The sequence below is a fragment of the Salinivibrio sp. VYel1 genome (genome assembly GCF_009377945.1).
Taxonomy (GTDB): Bacteria; Pseudomonadota; Gammaproteobacteria; order Enterobacterales; family Vibrionaceae; genus Salinivibrio; species Salinivibrio siamensis.
The window spans coordinates 154,162-169,160 of the sequence record NZ_RSAM01000004.1; the positions used below are offsets into that span (position 1 = coordinate 154,162).

The following is a 14,999-nucleotide window of genomic DNA, read 5'->3' on the forward strand; positions in this document are numbered from 1 at the left end:
AGTCAGTGATCGTGACCCTAGTCTCAATGCGCTTGAGAGAGTCACTATTTGGACAGCCAAGCAGATATAAGAAGAACGTCATGGCAACACACAATAAAGCCGCGGACGCCACACCGGAAACCTTGCACCGGATTTTTACTGTCCCCGAAGCCCCAGATTCAACGCTCAGCCAAATTGAGCAAGCGATCTCTCAGAATCTAAACCGGTTTTTACAAAACCATATTACGGCCACCGAACGGTCGCTCGCTGATATTGAGCGCGATTTTAGCGATCCGGCCATCCCTGAAAACCCCACTTTTGTCTCTGATCACACGCAGTTTCTGCTCGATAAGCTCGTCGCTCAATCGGTACATACCGCTTCACCGCGATTTATCGGCCACATGACCTCTGCACTGCCTTATTTTTTGATGCCGCTCTCTAAAATCATGATTGGCCTCAACCAAAATACGGTCAAAATTGAAACATCTAAGGCATTTACACCGCTTGAGCGGCAAGTGCTTGGCATGTTGCACAACCTGATTTATCAGCAAGACGACGCCTTCTATCAAAGTTGGATGCACAGCGCGAACCATTCATTAGGGGCCTTCTGCTCAGGTGGGACGGTGGCGAATATCACCGCATTGTGGGTCGCGCGAAATAACGTGCTCAAACCTGACGGAGAGTTTCCTGGCATCAACAAGGCTGGCTTGTTTGGCGCGATGCGTCACTATGGCTATCGCGACCTCGCTATCTTGGTGTCAGAACGAGGCCACTATTCATTGGGTAAGGCGGCTGATGTACTCGGCATTGGCCGCGACCAACTGATCTCGGTTCCTGCAGATAGCCAAAATCGTATTTGCATTGATGCACTCGAAGAGACCATTGCCACACTTAACCGGGACAATATTAAACCGATAGCTATCGTGGGGGTGGCGGGCACCACAGAGACAGGCAGCATTGATCCTCTCAATGCACTGGCTGATATTGCGGAACGTGAGGGCATTCACTTCCACGTTGATGCCGCGTGGGGCGGCGCGACCTTGATGTCAAATAATCAGCGCCACAAACTGGCTGGGATTGAACGTGCCGATTCTGTCACGATTGATGCGCACAAACAGCTTTATGTCCCCATGGGGGCTGGTATGGTGTTATTTAAAGATCCGTCACTCGTGGCGTCGATCGAACATCATGCGGAGTACATCCTGCGTAAAGGAGCAAAAGATCTGGGGAGTCACACACTCGAAGGCTCTCGCAGTGGTATGGCAATGTTGGTGTTTGCTTGTATGAACATCATTTCTCGCCGCGGTTATGAGTTATTGATCGATCAAAGTATTGATAAAGCGGCGACGTTTGCCGACATGATAACCACAGATCCAGATTTTGAGCTGATATCGGAACCCGAGTTGTGCCTACTCACCTATCGCTTTGTGCCCGCAAAAGTACAAACCGCGCTGGCTGTGGCAAGTGAGGAGCAAATTGAGTTGATGCATGATTTGCTTAACGACCTAACCAAGTTCATTCAAAAGCGCCAGCGCGAGTCAGGCAGAACCTTTGTCTCACGCACGCGCCTCACCCCAGAACAATGGCAACGACGCACCACCACGGTTTTCCGTGTCGTGTTGGCCAATCCGCTCACCACCACGGATATTTTGCAAGAAGTGTTGGCGGAGCAGGGTGAAATCGCCAAAGAAAGTGAGTTTGCCTACCCACGCCTGATGACACTGGCTGACAGTATTCTCAAAGCCTAAGTCGGTGCGGTTCGAGCAATAAAAAGGCAGCCCCGTTACGGTGGTGGCTGCCCTATTGCGCTAAAAAATGATGACCTGCGCAGTAAACGGGCTACTTCAGCGGCCCTGCTTTTGGTGACGTCGTTGATTGCAAGCAATGTGTTTGGCTCAGTACTGCCTCGCGTTGATGTTCGATATCAATTTGGGCTTGACGCCACTGCATCTGTACCTGAGATGCCGTCATCGTTCGCCCCGGTTCTGAAAACAAAAACCGCTGCAGCGTGTGATCAAACTCTGCACTGTTCTCTTGTTCGCTGTAGACAATGCCCATTAGCTCAAACGCACGTGTCTTCTCTCGCGCCGTACCAATCACGGTGTAGCGCTGAGCCGTATCAAGTGTTTTGTCATAGCGGCAATGGACAAGATCTTGTTGCGCGCCACGCAGTGCTTCATTGAGACCAATGGTGCTGTAATTGCGCCATAAGTCCGACATTTTTGGCAGTGAGCATCCGACCAATAACATCGACAAGCACACTGCGGCCATTATCTTAATCATCACTTCTTCCTACACTGTGCACCGAATACAACGCGTCTCTCTATGGCTGGTCACTTATCAAGACGCATCGCACCGTCACCACGCCCGGCTGTCACATTAGCGCATGGCTACCATTGGTAACGGCACTACCGCTGATAACTTGAGGTCAGTCACGTTTGCCAATCACCACTTCGCCTGATTGCTCAAACATAGCGACTTCCTTACGACGACGCCCAAGCAAAATAGGCTTATCATCGTAGAATAGAAAGTTTTTCCAATACCGTTTAAACACGCCCCATTGGGTTTCGACAATATTATGTTTGTCGTAGCAAAAATAGACCGTAATATTGTCTTCCCAAGGAAAGTTAGCGAGAAACTCTACGGGAAGATCATCATCGTCGTCCCAGGCTTGTTGCCAAACCAGTCGCTGGGTCCAAACGCTTTGATGCGTCGGCCAATCTTGCTTGCCAAAATGATCCGGTGTTGGGCTGTCTTTACTGATAAATTCTTGCCATAACTGCGCCGCGCGTGCCTCAGCCATGGGTTTAATATCAGCGAGATCCTGTTCGGGAATAGGCAAAGACTGGTGGGTGAAGATCCACTTTCTTTTATATTCAGACAACGGGAGATAATTCATGCTAATCAGGTTATACGCTCTATGATGCCGACAACTTTATCATAATCATCACTGGGTTGTTACTAAGTAAACCCGGACTGAAGCGACACAAGAGTGGCGATGCTTCACACATCGCCGTTTGAGGAAAGCAAACTCGGTTAGTCGTTAACCGCTATCTCATCGGTCGATTGAACATCTTGGCTGTCGCCAAGTTTTCGATGACCTTGGTCAAGGTGTACCATATCGACAAAATCATCACTGCCAACCTGAAAGGCCTGACCAAACCCTTTGACATACAGACCATTTTCCGGCTTTAGACGGAATAAATGGAAGTCAGCTAACCCGCTTAAGCTGTCGATAATATCGCCAAAGCGGTGGGTCAGCGCCGAAATCCCCGTTTGCCACTCAGTGGTATCACGCATCACTAATTCAGCATTGGCATCAAAACTAAGGCGCTGGCGCGCATAAATCTGTTTTGCCCCGCTTTCGTCTTCGATCATCATCAGCGAAACCTGGGGGTTTTGTTGTAGGTTCCGAGCATGACGAGCAATTTCACTGATTAAAATATAAAAACCGTCTTCCAACTGTGCAAATGGCGCATAACTCACGTTGGGTTTTCCCTGGGCATCGACGGTTGCTAGCTGCAAAGTCCGACAGTTAGCACGAAAGGCTTCGATTTCTGGGCCAAGGCGGTTTTGTAGGCGTTGTTGTTTTGTCGCTTGATCCATGATTATTGCTCCGGGTCTGTTGGTGTTGAGGTCGCTAACTGCGTTTTTAGTTGATTAAAGGCTTCAACCTGGTGTTCAAGAAGCTGACGTTTGTCGTCTCTTCCCACGTAAATCTTAAAGATTGAATCCCCCTGTTCGGTGAAAAAGCCGATATAGTGGGTTGTTTTACCGCGAAAAGGCTTGCTGACGAAGGCAATGCCGCTCATGCGCTCTAATTTTAGGTGGCCATGCATTTCACCCGGCTTTCCCATTAAGTTGTAGTAGCCATAAGCGATCTTTCCTTTGGGAAACGGGGCTTTTACTTCAAAAATTGAGCCACCGGAATGCACAATCGCTGTGACTGGGCCACCCCATTCGGCCACTTTCATGAGCACGGTTTCAGCATGCTGCCCGTCCACCCACGTTTGATACTCAGCCGGCATGGCACGTACTGCCTCGCCTTCACTCACGCCTAGGGTTTTCGCTATATCAGCAGGCAATATAGAGGCATTATCTGCCAATAGTGCGTTTACCTGCTCGTTCAAAGTGGTTGTCATTGATCACTCCAGCCTATTCTTATTGTGGTGTGTCGTCTCTGAGTGGGCAGGCGTTCACCTGCCCTTTATCTTTGGGTTAAAACTGGTACCGAACATTAAACTTAATATCACGCCCGGGTGACGCGGTTTGCGCCCACGCTTGGGTGTATTGTTCATCGGTTAAATTATCGATCGCGAGATCAAACTTCACCCCATCCCAGGCGCCATTCGGGCTATAACTTGCATACAGATCCCACAGGGTATAGCCGTCGTAGGTGTTGGCATTATTCGTGTCGTCTTGATCGGCATAATGAGAGACGCGACCACCAACACTCACTGGTAACGTCGCCAGCGCGTAGTCGGTTTCCGCAACCCATTTATGAGCGGGAATATTATCTAGATAGCTGCCATCATGCTTATTCTTGCCTTCGGTTTGGCTGTAGCTCAGATTATTGGTAAAACCACCAAGTTGGTGATGCAAGCTAATCTCGATGCCTTCGAGTTTAGCTTCGGGAAGGTTCTCCTTCACCGTAGTACCCTTAGTCCTTTTAACCGATTGATTTATAAAATTATCGACGTCATTGCGAAAGACTCGAGCATCAATATAACCTTGATCTACATACGTACTTGGCGCAAAAGTATAGGTGATGTTTAGCTCTTTGTTAGCACTTTCTTCCGGTCTCAAGTCGGGATTCGGCACAAATTGATTTCCGGGGTAGTGAGTACCACTGGCATACATTTCTTCTAAACTCGGGGCTCGAAATGCTTCGCGATAGCTGGCAGTCAGTGCTAACTGTTCAGTCGCATTCCAAGTCAATGCAGTTGAAGGCGACCACGCCGTATTATCATGGTTACCAATGGTCGATTCGGGTCGCTTATCTTTCGCATCATAAGCATCAAAACGGACACCCGCTTGCCATTGCCATGCTTGTCCCAGCGGCACATCAACTTGGGAAAACAAGCCGACACTTTGTGCTTCGGCGTCTTGGTCATCTGGGCGACCAAACATCGAGCCACTCGCGTCTCGTACTGTCTCAAAGTTGTCTTGATAAGCATCCAGCCCGGTGGTTAATGTGAGTGCTTCAAGCGTCGAGCGGTTCGATAAAGACAAACCCAGCGTTTGCATCTGATTATTATCAAACTCACCTTTATCAACCCGATGCTCATTGACCTCGGTGTCGTTCCAATACAAGCGAGTGTCTAAATCCACCCATGACTGGCTAGGGTTATAGTTGTACGTGAGCGACAGGCTTTGGTCGTCGACTTGGCGATATACGAGGGGCGACGAGGTTGTCGTCGGATTAGAGGGAACCATGGCGTCACGTTTACCTTGACGCGCGATGAATGACCACTGGTGATCCAAAGAAGGCGTAAACACCAGTTTAGCAAACCCGCCTTTTTCTCGATCCGCAGAATACGACAAGGTCTTGCCATTGCCTAATTGGCTATCGTCGCTATCGTGATAGTAGCTTTGTACTAGCCAATCAACCGTCTCCGTGCGACCAAACACCGCACCGCTTGTACGTGAGGCGTTGTCGTTGCTGTGGAAGCCTTGTTTGACATAGCCACCCAAGGTTTCTGTGCCAGAGAGAAAGTCACTGGCTGATTTGGTGTTTTGTGCGAATACACCGCCTAATGCACCAGACCCCCACAGCGTACTGGAAGGGCCACGGACCACTTCGACTGAACTGAGCAATTCAGGATCGATGAATAGGCTGGAACGATGGCCGACCGAGAAATTCTGACGGGCACCATCAACAAGCTGGATGACGCGGCCGTTGTCACTGCTAAGGCCTCGAATGCTAACAGACTGAGCGGCATCACGCCCTCCTCCGAGTACGGAGACATTGGGTAAATGACGAATCAAATCCGTGACATTACTTCCCTGGCGTTTCTCTATCTCTTCCAATGACACTGTACTCACCGCCACGCCAGCATTCGCTTTTTGCGTGTCCATACGGCTTCCGTAGACAGAGAGCGTCTCTACAGAGCTAGCCTCTTTAGACTGGCTGGCGGCACTCGCGCTCTCAGCGACGGCCTGAGGCGCAACAGTCATCGTACTCAGCACGGCCCCGACTGCCAAGGCGACACGGTGGCTATGCTTTACTGTCCAAATATCCTTTCTGGTTTTCATAACGGTTCTCTATGCCTTACTGCAAATGCGACTTATCATCATTTGAAAGTGATTCTATTGATCGAGAACAGGAATGCAAACGATAATTGATCTTGTTTGTATTGGGTAATATATTGTCTGAGTTCATGTCGCACGGTGTGGCGACCTAACCAACATATAAACCACTCGACACTACTGACACTGAAAAATAAGGATAAAGCATGGCAACCGCTGCTGTTCGACTGATTGCCCTCATGATGACACTCGTTTCATTTTCAATTCACGCATCGCCACGCATAGTGAGTGCGGGGGCAAGTGTTACTGACCTACTGATTGATCTGGGGGCAGAAACACAAATTGTGGGGATTGACGCCACGAGCCAGCTTAATAATAAAGATGTCCCCAATATCGGTTATCACCGTCAGCTATCAGTGGAGGGGGTACTCTCCTTGTCACCCACGCTTTTGTTAGGCTCTGAGGAAATGGGCCCCAAACCTGTATTAACAAAGCTCAACAATGCCGGGGTTAAGGTGGTTGCGCTACCCAGTGCACCGACGGTGGCGGCACTGAAACAGCGCATAACCCAAGTTGCCAACCTCACAGACAAGCAAAGTAAAGCGGCGCCTCTGCTTCGTGCGGTCGATGGAAAACTCACGCAACTGAAACGTCGCGCCCCAGCGTCGACACAGCAAGGGGTTTTCTTACTTGTTCACCAAGGTCGTCCCGCGAGTATTGCCGGCGCGAGCACGACACCCAATACGCTCATTGAGCTTATCGGCGCGACGAATCCGGCTGCCAATACGGTTACCAGCTATAAACCCCTCTCACCCGAGGCGCTGCTCGGTTTTAATCCCGATTTTATTTTGGTGATGCAACGTTCTTTGGACCAATTGGGTGGCTTGACAGGACTTGCCAATGCCGTCCCCTTGCTAGAAAACACCCAAGCTTTTCAGCAAAACAAGATCCTCGCGATCGATGGCAGTGTGTTGGTTGGCGGTTTGAGCCTGAAAAGCTTAGATGAGGCGCTTCGTGTGCAATCACAGTTAATAGAGCTTAGCCAGTGATGCCATTACAGATACAGCATCCTTATCAGCGACTCTTTCCCGCGCTGATCATTTTGTTGCTTGCCGTATCGGTGACCTCGATTGCAGTCGGTCAATGGCAGTTAGGTTGGCTCGTCAGTCTACAAAGTCTAACGCCTTGGCAAGACCAGCTTGAGCCTCATGTATTAGCCATCGTGCAGCAAGTCAGACTGCCCCGAACGCTGCTTTGCTTATTTGTGGGCGCTTTACTCGCCGTTTCCGGTGCATTAATGCAAGGACTATTTCGTAATCCTCTCGCGGATCCTGGGATTATTGGTGTCTCAGGGGGGGCGTCTCTAGGCGGTGCACTGGGGCTGTTGTTGTTGTCATTTGGCAGTATAAACATGGCGTTTCACTTATCAGTGCCTCTATTTGCTTTTTTTGGTGCACTTTTCGCAACGTTATTTGTATACCGAATCGGCACCACCGCGATGGGCACGTCCGTTACCGTCATGCTATTGGCCGGTATTGCTATCAGTGCGCTATCAGGCGCGGCGCTGGGAATGATCAACTATGTGGCAGACAATCAAACCCTACGCGATATCGCATTGTGGTCTATGGGATCACTGACCGGTGCCAGTTGGGGGCAAATCGTTTTAACTGGGGTGGCGGCTGTCGCTCTCACGGTGTTTGCTTGTTGTCGTGCTCATCAGGTGAATGCTTTATTGCTCGGTGAAAACGAAGCCGCGTATTTAGGGATAGATATTCACCGCCTAAAACGTTTGCTGATCATTGCAACCGCTGCCGGGATGGGCGTATCCGTTAGTGCTGCGGGATTGATTGGGTTTATTGGCTTAGTAGTACCGCATATTGGCCGCCTGATCGTTGGGCCCGACCACCGTATGCTCATCCCTTTATCTGCAGTATTGGGGGCACTTTTACTCACGCTTGCCGATATTATTGCTCGAGTGATTGTCGCACCTGCGGAGTTGCCCGTAGGCATTATTACCGCTTTGATGGGCGCACCTTTTTTTATCTGGCTTCTTATTCAGCAACGACAAACGATGGTGCACTAATGTCTCGTACGGCGCTTCATGTTCAACACCTTCATTACACCCTTGGTCAACGCCCACTGCTTCGCGACATCAATGTCGCGTTTCAAAGTGGACAGTTACATGTCTTACTCGGTCCGAACGGAGCGGGTAAAAGTACCTTGCTCAAACAGCTGATGAGTGAGCAACACCAACAAGGCGACGTATTGTTTTGGTCAGCGTCAAGAGCGACATGGCCTCGTGATACATTCGCGAGACAGGTTGCCTTTTTGCCGCAAACCAGCGGGTTAACCTTTGCGTTTACGGTTAAAGACGTCGTCGAAATGGGCGGCACACCATTAAAAGCAAACCGCAAACAAATCCGAGCGTTAGCCGAAGAGCAGCTACATCAATGGCATGTATCTCATCTTGCACATCGTCCCTACCCCACACTGTCAGGCGGTGAAAAGCAGCGAGTCCATATGGCGCGTATTTCCATGCAATTGGCGCACACGGAACCGACTCGCGCCATGATGATGCTTGATGAGCCGACGTCTGCTCTTGATATTAGTCACCAGCACCAAACGCTAATGCGGTGCAGAGCACTGGTTGATCAAGGAATGACAGTGATCATCGTACTGCACGACCTTAACCTTGCCAGTCGCTACGCTGATTATCTTTATTTTATGAAACAAGGCGAAATGGTTCTCTCGGGAACGCCTTGGCAATGCTTTACGCACCACCAGATGACTGAGATTTATCAACACCCACTGACAGTAATGACACACCCAACGCATGCTTGCCCACTGATAGTGACGTAATGACAATTTTGCCGACTGTGAAGAAAATGAGATCACGCTGCAAGAGCATAGCTGGGTCACAAAACCACCTGTTGGTGATGGCTTGCTCATCAGACCAATTGCGACTGAGCAGCAACCTAAGTAAACTGAGACCGCAACCGATTAACTATGAGAATGGATGAAATCGGATTCGTTACCTTCGCAACCCTCTGATGAGCCGGGATTGTGAAAGACAACGCCGCTGCGTTACAGCGGCGTTTTTCTGTAAGGTCGCGAGTAACGATCCCAAGGCTTCACAATATAGAAGAATTAAGATGGCAACGATTAAAGATGTCGCGCGTCTCGCAGGCGTTTCAACCACCACGGTTTCACACGTTATCAATAAGACCCGCTTTGTCGCAGAGAAAACAACCGAGAAGGTTTGGCAAGCCGTTGAAGACCTTAATTATGCGCCAAGTGCGGTCGCGCGTAGTTTAAAGTGTAACACGACGCGCACGCTTGGTATGTTGGTGACCAAATCAACCAACCCTTTTTTCGCTGAACTGGTTCACGGTGTAGAAGATTATTGCTATGAGCAAGGTTATACCCTGATCTTATGTAATACCGAGGGTAACCTAGAAAAACAGCGTGACTATTTACGCATGTTGTCAGAAAAACGTGTCGATGGTTTGATTGTGGTGTGCTCGGATCTCAATGAAGATCTCATGCTGCTGTTAGAGAAGAAACGCGATCTCCCGATGGTGGTAATGGATTGGGGGAGTCATCATATCAACACCGATCGCATCGAAGACAATGCCGAGTTAGGCGGATACCTGGCAACCAAACACTTTATTGACAATGGCCATACCCAAATAGGCTGTATTTCCGGTCAAATGGATAAAAATACCTGTAAACAACGACTAGCAGGATTTTACCGTGCACTGGATGAAGCCAATATAACAGCGAACCCTGACTGGATCGTAGAGGCTGATTTCGAGGCAGATCAGGCCAAAATCGCTGCGCAACAGTTCATTGATATGACTCATCGTCCCACGGGCGTGTTTTGCTTCAACGATATTATGGCGCTCGCCGCAATTAGCACCTTTAACCAAGCGGGGTTGCAAGTACCTGAAGATATTTCTGTGATTGGTTATGACAATATTGATCTGACCGAGTATTACTCACCACCACTGACGACCGTCCACCAACCTAAGCGGCGACTCGGTAAAACCGCTGTTAAACTCTTGCTTGCACGCATTAACGATAATGATACGCAACAGCAAGTATTTGAAATGGATCTCGAGCTCATTAGTCGGGAATCTGTAAAAACGATAAATTAGTGTTTTATAATAACTTTTTAAGCTGCCATGTCATTGGGCATGGTGGCTTCTTCCCCTCTCTTGAGCCAAAAAGAACCTTTACTCTAACTTGTCAATTACAAACTTTTTGAACCAAAATCACACTTTGTGTGGTTGGTGAGGGCGACATCACTGTCTAATTATTATATGCTTATCCCTGTTTGAACAAGGCAAACCATGGCGAAAGCATGGGACGCAAAGCCACCGGCCTATGGACGCTGATAAAATTCAATCAGTTAGTTACGGTAGCGGGGTTGCCAGCATCATTGTTATAAAGCTGAAGATAGCGTCAAAACTTACGATGTATCATCGTTGAGATTTTGATAACTCGCTGATAATTCTGCCTGTTTGCCTTGTTACACTACGGTACTATTTTTTAGGCATTTGCATTCATCGAGATTGTTATTAATGGATAAACCAGCTTTAAAAGACGCGATGCGTTTATTTGCCGATTTTGGCAATATCAAATCCCGATCCATGTTCGGCGGATTTGGCTTATTTTGTGAAGACACCATGTTCGCCCTTGTCGTCAATAACACCCTTCACCTACGCGCCGGCAAAGAAAACGAAGCTTTACTCAAACAACAGGGCCTCGCTCCCTATGTATACAAGAAACGTGGTTTCCCGGTGGTCACCAAGTACTTTGCCATTCCTGATGCTTGGTGGGACAATCAACAAAAACTCATCAGTGAAGCTAAAAGTGCACTCGATGTTGCCATTCGCGATCGTTCGCTAAAAACCGAAACCAGTCCGTCGCGCTTGAAAGATCTCCCAAACCTTCGACTCGCCACCGAAAGAATGCTGAAAAAGGCAGGGATCGACTCGCCTGAATCCCTTCATCAACAGGGAGCAGTCAACGCCTACAAAGCACTCGTCTCTGCGCATGATAAAGACCTAAGCTTGGAGCTATTATGGTCACTAGAGGGCGCGATTACTGGCAAACACTGGTCAGTTGTCCCACCCCAACGCCGCCAAGAGTTATTACAACATCTAGAGAAATAACACCTCACAATAACACTCTCTACTCTGACTCTACTTTTTCTGTGAGCAATGTTCGCGTCCAACACCGCCTTAGGGCGGTGTCGCTTCTCTCTTTTCGCTCAAAAAAGCGTCAACCACACTTTTTTTACACTCCATGTGAAAGTCTCCTGCGATCGATCAGGTCTGATTCTAGGTACGATTAAGAGCACAGTTTCTTAATGCAACAGAAAAATCAGCCAGTTAATTAATCTACAGCACCTAATGTTATAACTGGACCCTATTTGCTACCTGACGAGATACCGTATGCCAATAAAAAAGATCTTACTTGGCTTTGCGATTGCTGCACTTATTACCCTCTGGTTTAGTTTTGATCTCAGCCAGTGGCTGACACTTGAAAACGCCAAGGCGCAACAAGCGGCATTGAACGATTACATTATCGAAAACGCGACCACCGCGAGCTTGGTGTTTTTCGCCGGCTATGTGGTGATGACCGCCCTGTCGTTGCCGGGAGCGGCGGTAGCCAGTCTATTGGGCGCGGCACTCTTTGGCTTTTGGTGGGCATTGGTGTTGGTCTCATTTGCTAGCTCGATTGGCGCCACCCTCGCCTTCTTGGTGAGTCGCTTTATGTTACGCGACTGGGTCCAAGCCAAATTTGGCAATAAGCTCGATACCATTAATCGTGGCATTGAGAAAGACGGCAGCTTCTATTTGTTGACCCTCCGCCTGATCCCTATTTTCCCGTTTTTTCTGATTAACCTCGTGATGGGGCTAACCCCATTCAAAACCCGCAACTTCTATTGGGTCAGTCAGCTCGGTATGTTGCCGGGTACCGCCGTATACGTGAATGCAGGGACCCAACTGGCCCAAATCGATGCACTCGGCGATGTAGTGTCACCTTCAGTGCTTGGTTCACTCGCATTACTGGGTGTCTTCCCACTACTGGCAAAGTGGGTCATGGCTTGGATCACGCGTCGTAAACGCTATCAAGGTTGGAACAAACCTCAACAGTTTGACCGCAATATGGTGGTGATCGGTGCCGGTGCAGGCGGCTTGGTATCGAGTTATATCGCTGCAGTGGTAAAAGCAAAAGTCACACTGGTTGAAAAAGGTTCGATGGGAGGTGACTGCCTAAACACCGGATGTGTTCCCTCAAAAGCGCTAATACGCGCGGCAAAAACCATGCGAGAAATTGGCAAGGCCAAAACGTTTGGCATTCATACCCAAACGCCAGCTGTTGATTTTTCGGCCGTGATGGCACGGGTTAAACAAGTGATTACCCACATTGAGCCTCACGATTCGGTCGAGCGTTACACCAAACTCGGCGTGGAGTGTGTGCAAGGCGAAGCGCACATCGTTTCGCCATGGGAAGTTGAGGTGAACGGCGAGCGACTGACCACTCGCAACATCGTGATTGCCACAGGCGCACGCCCCATGCTACCCCCCATTCCTGGTTTGGCAGAGGTCACGCATTACACCTCAGATACGATTTGGTCTCTGACTGAGCTGCCATCACGGTTGTTGGTTTTAGGCGGTGGTCCCATTGGCGCGGAATTGGCGCAAAGTTTTTCGTGCTTAGGCAGCCAAGTGACGCTCGCAGAAATGGCTGACCAACTTCTCAGCCGTGAGGATAAAGATGCCGCCAAACTGGTTGAGCAGGCGTTAGAGCATGACGGTGTCACGGTTTTAACACAGCACAAAGTCAAAGCATTTGAACACAGTGATAATGAGCAAATCGCCTTACTCGATGGCCCTGACGGTGAGAAAACCGTCGCATTTGATGCGGTGCTGGTCGCGTTAGGGCGCAGTGCCAACACCAAAGGCTTTGGTCTCGAAAAGCTCGATATTCCCGTAACCGATCGTGGCACAATTCAAGTCAACGAGTATCTGCAAACCGCCTATCCCAATATTTATGCGGTGGGTGACGTAGCGGGGCCGTTTCAGCTCACCCACGCCAGTGCCCACCAAGCGTGGTATGCCGCCGTGAATGCACTATTCGGTCAATTCAAACGCTTCCGAGCCGATTATTCAGTGATGCCGGCGGCGACTTACACCTCGCCAGAAGTCGCGCGCGTAGGTATCAATGAAAAAGAAGCCAAAGCCAATCAGCAAGAAGTGGAAGTGACCTATTACGGCATTGATGATCTGGATCGCGCGATTGCTGATGGCAATGATCACGGTTTTATTAAGGTGCTGACACCGAAAGGAAAAGATACCATTCTGGGTGTGACTATTGTTGGCGAGCATGCGGGCGACTTGCTCGCAGAATTTACTCTCGCCATGCGGCATGGGTTAGGACTAAATAAAATTTTGGGCACCGTCCATCCGTATCCGACCATGAGTGAAGCGGTGAAGTATACCGCTGGGATGTGGAAACAAGCCCATGCACCCGAGAAGCTGCTTAACTGGGTCGAAAAATATCATCGTTGGATGCGTCACTAATTGAAAAGGAAGATGACAATGAAACACTGGATAGCGGCGTTAACATTGGCAATTGCGAGTACTGCCAGTTTTACTGCCTCTGCAAGCGCGGAAAACAACAGTTGGGAAAGAATTGAGCAACAAGCCAAAGGTCAAACTGTTTACTTTAACGCATGGGGCGGCAATCAAGAGATCAATGCTTACCTGCGCTGGGCAAGCCGCGAGTTACAACGCGATTACGGTGTCACACTTAAACATGTCAAAGTGGCGGATATCGCTGAAACCGTCAATCGCCTGCTTGCCGAAAAGACCGCCGGTAAGGATAGCGGCGGCAGTGTCGATATGGTTTGGATTAACGGCGAAAACTTCAAATCGATGAAGGAAAATGATTTGCTGTACGGCCCTTTTGTCAGCACGCTTCCCAATTGGGAAATTGTCGATAAAAGCTTACCGGTTGAAGAAGACTTCACTGAGCCTACAGACGGCCTCGAAGCACCCTGGGGGGTGGGACAGCTGGTGTTTATCCATGATCAGAAAACCTTGGCTAATCCGCCTCGATCATTTGCCGAGCTGCTAGATCTAGCTAAAGCATTCCCTGGCCGTATCAGCTATCCCAAACCCCCTGAGTTCCACGGCACCAGTTTTCTGAAAGCGGCGTTACTCGAGCTCACGGACAGCCGCGAGGCGCTTTACTTGCCGGTTGATGAGGTGGATTTTGACGCCGTGACCGCACCATTGTGGCGCTATCTCGACCAACTGCATCAAGTCGCTTGGCGCGAAGGCGCGCAGTTCCCATCGGGTAGTGCTGAAACTATCCAATTGTTGGACGATGGTGAGCTTCTCGTCGCGATAGCGTTTAACCCCAATGCAGCAAAAGCGGCGGTGGCCTCTGGAAAACTTGCCCCATCAGCGCGTGCGTTTGCCTTTGACCAAGGCGCCCTGTCTAACATTCACTTTATGGCGATTCCATACAACGCTAATGCCAAAGCCGGCGCCATGGTCGCCATCAACTTCTTAATGAGCGAAAAGGCACAGCTGCGCAAAGCCGATACCCAAGTATGGGGCGATCCACCCGTGGTGAAGCTGCCTGACACCGCCGAAGTCAGCCGCTTTAACACCCAACCCGAGCCACACCCAAGCTGGCAAACCGCGCTTGAGCGCGCTTGGCTGAAACGCTACGGCCAATAGAAAGAGGTT

General features: G+C 49.5%; 13 protein-coding genes and 1 riboswitch. Of the genes, 8 read left to right on the top strand and 5 right to left on the bottom strand.

From position 1 onward, the window contains the following. The first annotated feature begins 80 nt into the window (after positions 1-80). The gene (gene panP, locus EHW58_RS05695; RefSeq protein WP_152795249.1) at positions 81-1,727 is read left to right on the top strand and encodes a pyridoxal-dependent aspartate 1-decarboxylase PanP; all 1,647 of its coding nucleotides are present in this window, start codon (positions 81-83) and stop codon (positions 1,725-1,727) included. A gap of 91 nt (positions 1,728-1,818) precedes the next feature. Here panP and EHW58_RS05700 read toward each other — a convergent pair whose 3' ends face one another. The 5 genes from EHW58_RS05700 to EHW58_RS05720 all read right to left on the bottom strand — a co-directional run bounded on the left by EHW58_RS05700 (position 1,819) and on the right by EHW58_RS05720 (position 6,234). Then, positions 1,819-2,262, bottom strand: a complete 444-nt coding sequence (locus EHW58_RS05700; protein ID WP_046073300.1) for a hypothetical protein — start codon at positions 2,260-2,262, stop codon at positions 1,819-1,821. 145 nt (positions 2,263-2,407) lie between these two features. Then, positions 2,408-2,878 (bottom strand): DUF2947 domain-containing protein, encoded by a 471-nt coding sequence (locus EHW58_RS05705; protein WP_046073301.1) that lies wholly within the window; start codon positions 2,876-2,878, stop codon positions 2,408-2,410. 137 nt (positions 2,879-3,015) lie between these two features. After that, a complete protein-coding gene (gene hutZ / locus EHW58_RS05710; RefSeq protein ID WP_046073302.1) occupies positions 3,016-3,585 on the bottom strand; it encodes a heme utilization protein HutZ in 570 nt (189 codons plus the stop codon). Positions 3,586-3,587: 2 nt separating this feature from the next. Further along, the gene (gene hutX / locus EHW58_RS05715) at positions 3,588-4,121 is read right to left on the bottom strand and encodes a heme utilization cystosolic carrier protein HutX (RefSeq protein WP_152795251.1); all 534 of its coding nucleotides are present in this window, start codon (positions 4,119-4,121) and stop codon (positions 3,588-3,590) included. Between the two features lie 76 nt (positions 4,122-4,197). Then, positions 4,198-6,234, bottom strand: a complete 2,037-nt coding sequence (locus EHW58_RS05720; RefSeq protein ID WP_152795253.1) for a TonB-dependent hemoglobin/transferrin/lactoferrin family receptor — start codon at positions 6,232-6,234, stop codon at positions 4,198-4,200. Between the two features lie 200 nt (positions 6,235-6,434). Here EHW58_RS05720 and EHW58_RS05725 point away from each other — a divergent pair, with 200 nt between their 5' ends. From EHW58_RS05725 to EHW58_RS05755, 7 genes are all read left to right on the top strand, one after another. Next, entirely contained in the window at positions 6,435-7,277 is an 843-nt protein-coding gene (locus tag EHW58_RS05725; RefSeq protein ID WP_152795255.1) for a hemin ABC transporter substrate-binding protein, read from the top strand. Then, positions 7,277-8,311, top strand: coding sequence for an iron ABC transporter permease (locus EHW58_RS05730; RefSeq protein ID WP_077666310.1), 1,035 nt, complete (start codon positions 7,277-7,279; stop codon positions 8,309-8,311). Before EHW58_RS05725 ends, EHW58_RS05730 begins: the two co-directional genes overlap by 1 nt. Then, complete coding sequence (locus EHW58_RS05735; RefSeq protein ID WP_152795257.1) at positions 8,311-9,087, top strand: heme ABC transporter ATP-binding protein; 777 nt, start codon at positions 8,311-8,313, stop codon at positions 9,085-9,087. Before EHW58_RS05730 ends, EHW58_RS05735 begins: the two co-directional genes overlap by 1 nt. A gap of 293 nt (positions 9,088-9,380) precedes the next feature. Continuing rightward, entirely contained in the window at positions 9,381-10,385 is a 1,005-nt protein-coding gene (locus tag EHW58_RS05740; protein ID WP_152795259.1) for a substrate-binding domain-containing protein, read from the top strand. A gap of 177 nt (positions 10,386-10,562) precedes the next feature. Continuing rightward, positions 10,563-10,665: riboswitch (cyclic di-GMP riboswitch) on the top strand. 146 nt (positions 10,666-10,811) lie between these two features. Beyond that, positions 10,812-11,405 carry a TfoX/Sxy family DNA transformation protein gene (locus EHW58_RS05745; protein WP_152795261.1) on the top strand — a complete coding sequence of 198 codons (594 nt, stop codon included), beginning with the start codon at positions 10,812-10,814 and terminating at the stop codon, positions 11,403-11,405. A gap of 282 nt (positions 11,406-11,687) precedes the next feature. Beyond that, the gene (gene lpdA / locus EHW58_RS05750; protein WP_152795262.1) at positions 11,688-13,823 is read left to right on the top strand and encodes a dihydrolipoyl dehydrogenase; all 2,136 of its coding nucleotides are present in this window, start codon (positions 11,688-11,690) and stop codon (positions 13,821-13,823) included. Positions 13,824-13,835: 12 nt separating this feature from the next. Then, positions 13,836-14,990 (top strand): ABC transporter substrate-binding protein, encoded by a 1,155-nt coding sequence (locus tag EHW58_RS05755; RefSeq protein ID WP_152795264.1) that lies wholly within the window; start codon positions 13,836-13,838, stop codon positions 14,988-14,990. Positions 14,991-14,999: the final 9 nt, after the last annotated feature.